Here is a 3910-nt window from a genome sequence, read left to right as displayed (position 1 = left end):
AGAAGTTTGAGCCAGCCAGCCTACGTGCGTAATCGCGAACGCGTCCGACATATTACAAGATCGGATTAGGTAGCCGTAGATGCCGAGTAAATGGGGCTTGATGGGATTACTTGAAAGATTATTAGGAAGAGCCAAGCCGCGAGTTTCCCTTGAGCACGCGCTCGTTCCAGCGGCTGGCGATGCTGGTTGGGAGCGGCTAGAGCGGTGCGTCGCAAGCGAACCACTTTCGCGATTTGACGCCAGCGAATATGCTTCAGACGATAGCTCGCGTTGCCACTGGCGATTTCGCCGATGGTGCTCTGCGTTGGCCTCGCCGCGCTTGCGCCCCGCGTGCGAGGTCGCGCGAGGGTCTTTGCCCGCTGAGGCTTGCGCTGCGAGGGCTTTGCGAGCCGCGGCGATCGCGCGGAGGCCACGCTCTTTGCGCGCTTGCGGTAAGCACGCTTCGCAGTAGCGGCGCCTGCGCTTCAAGACGGGCTCCCCGCATGAGGCGCACGCAATGGGATTGACTGCGAGGCCTTCGACCTGGGGCGCGCGCCACGCTTTGCTCGCGTACGGTCGCGCTTTCAAAGGGTTGCGAAGCGTTACGGCAAGCGGTGATAGAGTGGATATACGCCGATGTGCTCGTGGCGTGCGTCGGCCGACGCGTCAGCCGAACTGCTCTAGCGCATCTAACAGCGCGCGCACATCGGTGGCAAGCCCTCTCCCTGTGTCGTTGCAGCGGAGAAGTTGTGTGAGCCGACTTCCATGCCTAAAACGAATGCAGCTACACCCACCGTGGCCGCCAGGATCGTGAAGACGAGCGTCTTGATATCGGTATTCATTTCGAGCGTCCTTTCCAGCCGCAAAGATGACTAGTGGCGCGGACGCACTGCCGTTCTGCCGCAACAGCGTATTGCTCGCCAGCGACGTAGCCAGCGGCGTTCGCGTTGTGGTCGCCCCAGTGCAACGCCATATTGAATGTGAGCGCAACGAAGGCTGCGGCAAAAATGGCCAAGACGATAACAGCCTGGCCTGGCGTCTTCCACTTTTTGAGTTTGGCATCGGCGTCGGCGATAAACTGTTTCGCACTCGTCGCGATTGCGGTGACAGTCTTTTCCGTCGGTTCGGCGATCTTCGTGGCCGCCGAGGCGACGACGGCTCCAGCGATCGCGGAGCCGAGATCAGCACGCCACTGCGCATTGAGTTCTTGATGAATCGCGGCGGCGATCGCGCTGGCGATGCGCGCTTCGAGCGCGTCGGTCGCTTCGCGCGTTGACTGGACCGCGATCGCGGCAACCGCGCCGATAATCCAATCTGGCGAATCGGACGTCAGGTGGAGCCGCATGGCAATGGTGTCGAGTTGTGATTCGAGCGTCGTGCCGCGCACGGCATTACGAACCAGGTCATATGCTAGACTCATTGTGGTACCTCTGCTTTCATGGGTGCGAGGCCGAGAAGATCCCTGACCTCGTCGATAGCCGCCGTTGCACGGCGGAGCCAGTAATGGACACGGCCGCGATCGAGCACACCAAGACGCTCGGACGTCGGTGCGTCGAAGAGTCGTAAGCGGTGCCAAGCGATGCGGGCTGCGATGCGTGGTTCGAGACGCGGAAAGATGATCTCGCAGCCCCGCCCGGCGACTAGGGCTGCGCGCGTCTTCGAGCAGCGCCAATCGGCGAAGTCCTCGTAATCACCGAAGCCTTCATTTACGACGGCAAGAATATTCGCATCGGGCAACCAGGCCTGCACGTCGCGTACGTCGCCCCACGTCTCACGATACGGCGTTATGCAACAGAGGATCGTCGGGTCGAAGCCGGCGCGCCGTACGATCTCGAACAGATCGGTTTCATCGGCCAGCGCCTTCAGGGTGCCGAGGCTTCCGCCCGGCAGATCGATCAGCACGTCGCGACGATGAGCGAGCACGTCGGCAATCGCATCGCGCGAGCGCACGTCCTGGTGCCAATCTATGGCGAGCACGCCGCTCTCGATGGATTGCACCCGGAGGATCTCACCTTCGGCGTCGCGGTCGCCAAGGTGCCGAAGGAGGCCCCCGACACCCGCGTCCGCATCGACGATGACGCAGCCGGTGTTCTGCCGACGATGCTGCTCGCCGATAACCTTCGCAACTGTGGTTTTCCCGATACCGCCTTTGTTCGAGGGAACGAGAACGAGACTTCGCATCATTCTGCATCACCTCGAAAGCCTGCGTGGCTCGGCGTGGGAATCTGCGACGCCTTCACCGGCGGTACGGTGGTAGGGCTACCCCTCCCCTTCACCCCGGTTTTCCGTGGTGCGTCGACCTGCGCACGACGCGTCTTGCGCTGCGACGTTCCGCCGGGGTTCACCGCACTCTTTGGGTAGAGCCTCGCCAGAACGACGCGCAGGTATTCACGCGAGTACGCGATCCCGGATCCAGCCAGGATATCGGCGATCTTGCTATCGGACATACCGCGAGAGCGCGCGGAGAGAATCTGCGGTTCAAGGTGACGCAATACGATCGCGACGCAAGACTCTCTGGGCCCCAGCACCACTTGCACCGCGTCCAGTGCTTCAGCCGCCTTCGGGACGTGTTGTAAGACGCGCATCAAGTGCACATCTCGAGCGTTTGGATCTTCGGGTTCGTTTGCGCTCGTCGGAGTGTTGCGGTCTACCATCTGCTGCGTCGTTCCTGTGATATTTGGGCCACCATACGGGCGGCATCGGTTGTATCACAGGGCGACGGTTCCGGGACCCGTTCGCCGTAAAGTCGGAGCGTGATGCTCTCGACCCCGGAATCAGATGTTACCATTATACTGCATTGTCAGCGGTATCTCCTGCCTGACTCGTCGCTCCGATTCCCGATGATCGTTGACGATGTTCAGCCGAGATTCAACGCAATATTCACTCGCTATTCAGCCGCGATGCCGATGCGCTTCGTTTGCAAGGCTTCCGTCATACGCGATGTTCGTGCGACGATTCAACTTACGAGGAGGGGTACACGGGCAGGATGGTGCCTGCGGCGCACCTGCCCGACTCACGAAAGGAGGCAAAATGTCAAAGCGCATCAATCGAACGACCGTCGAACTCGGCTTACGCGTGCGCGCCGAAGTGAAGGAGCGTGTCGAATCCGAAGCCGCGCGCTACGGATTATCGGTCAGCGCGTACGTCTCCGATCTCATCGTCGGGCGCGAGTCAAAACCGAAGGTCGGCGTGGAACTGGGACCGCTGGTTCTGCTCGGCCAGCGCGTCGTCGCAGCCATTTCAGCGCTCCCGAACGTCCCGGCCAACGAGAGCGTGCGCGTCGACATGGCAGAGATGCGCCGCAGCATTTCCGACGCGCTGCTGGCTCTTCGTACGACCTACTACGACGCGCCGCTCGACGAGCGACGCACGGAACGGTGGTCTGGATGAACGCCAAGATTTGCGCCGGTCCAAAGACTGGTGCTGGCTCCGCGCGCGGTGCCGTTCGCTATGCCCTGGGGTACTCGCTCGGCTCGCACGAGCACGACCTCGCAGCAACCCCGGAGGAGCGCAAAGAGGCGTTCCACGCGCTCTTGGCAGCGGCTTCGGAACGCGACGACTTTGGGGTTGGCGTCGTGTTTTCTCCGGCCCAGGGGCGAGGCGTCAGGCCGTCTTCAGTCTATGCGAAAAACGTCGCGGCGCTCGCGACTGCGGACATCGAGATGGACGCGCTTGCGGCGATCGCGACGAGCCGCAACGTCCGGGAATCGGCGATCCATTTTGTCTTCAGCGTCAACCCTGAAGAATCGAAGACCACCTCCGACGAGCAAATCATCCGCGCCGCCGAGATGGCGATAGCAAACGTCGGACTCGGTTCGCATGCCCAGGTCTACAGCGTCCATCGTGATACACCGCACGCGCACGTTCATGTCGTCGCCGCAGCCGTGAATGTCCACGATCTCAAGGTCTGGGAACGGAACCGCTGCCGGTC

General features: G+C 61.7%; 6 protein-coding genes. 2 read left to right on the top strand and 4 right to left on the bottom strand.

Annotation, left to right across the window (positions count from 1 at the left end):
• Window positions 1-668 precede the first annotated feature (668 nt).
• From VMW12_05580 to VMW12_05565, 4 genes are read right to left on the bottom strand one after another with little or no spacing between them, the layout of a single operon-like run.
• Window positions 669-821, bottom strand: a complete 153-nt coding sequence (locus VMW12_05580; GenBank protein ID HUZ49199.1) for a hypothetical protein — start codon at window positions 819-821, stop codon at window positions 669-671.
• Window positions 818-1366, bottom strand: coding sequence for a hypothetical protein (locus VMW12_05575; protein HUZ49198.1), 549 nt, complete (start codon window positions 1364-1366; stop codon window positions 818-820). Before VMW12_05575 ends, VMW12_05580 begins: the two co-directional genes overlap by 4 nt.
• 29 nt (window positions 1367-1395) lie before the next feature.
• A complete protein-coding gene (locus tag VMW12_05570; protein HUZ49197.1) occupies window positions 1396-2163 on the bottom strand; it encodes a hypothetical protein in 768 nt (255 codons plus the stop codon).
• A complete protein-coding gene (locus VMW12_05565; protein HUZ49196.1) occupies window positions 2160-2564 on the bottom strand; it encodes a hypothetical protein in 405 nt (134 codons plus the stop codon). Before VMW12_05565 ends, VMW12_05570 begins: the two co-directional genes overlap by 4 nt.
• A 445-nt stretch (window positions 2565-3009) precedes the next feature.
• On the opposite strand from VMW12_05565, the gene VMW12_05560 reads away from it, so the two are divergent.
• Together VMW12_05560 and VMW12_05555 are read left to right on the top strand one after the other, a co-directional pair.
• Window positions 3010-3369 (top strand): hypothetical protein, encoded by a 360-nt coding sequence (locus VMW12_05560; GenBank protein HUZ49195.1) that lies wholly within the window; start codon window positions 3010-3012, stop codon window positions 3367-3369.
• On the top strand, window positions 3366-3910 hold a 545-nt coding region (locus VMW12_05555; GenBank protein ID HUZ49194.1), incomplete at its 3' end, for a relaxase/mobilization nuclease domain-containing protein. The genes VMW12_05560 and VMW12_05555, both read left to right, overlap by 4 nt.

Source organism: Candidatus Dormiibacterota bacterium, assembly GCA_035532835.1.
GTDB lineage: Bacteria > Vulcanimicrobiota > Vulcanimicrobiia > Vulcanimicrobiales > Vulcanimicrobiaceae > DAHUXY01.
Note: the sequence above shows the minus strand (reverse complement) of the source record. Positions and strands in the feature narration are given on the sequence as shown.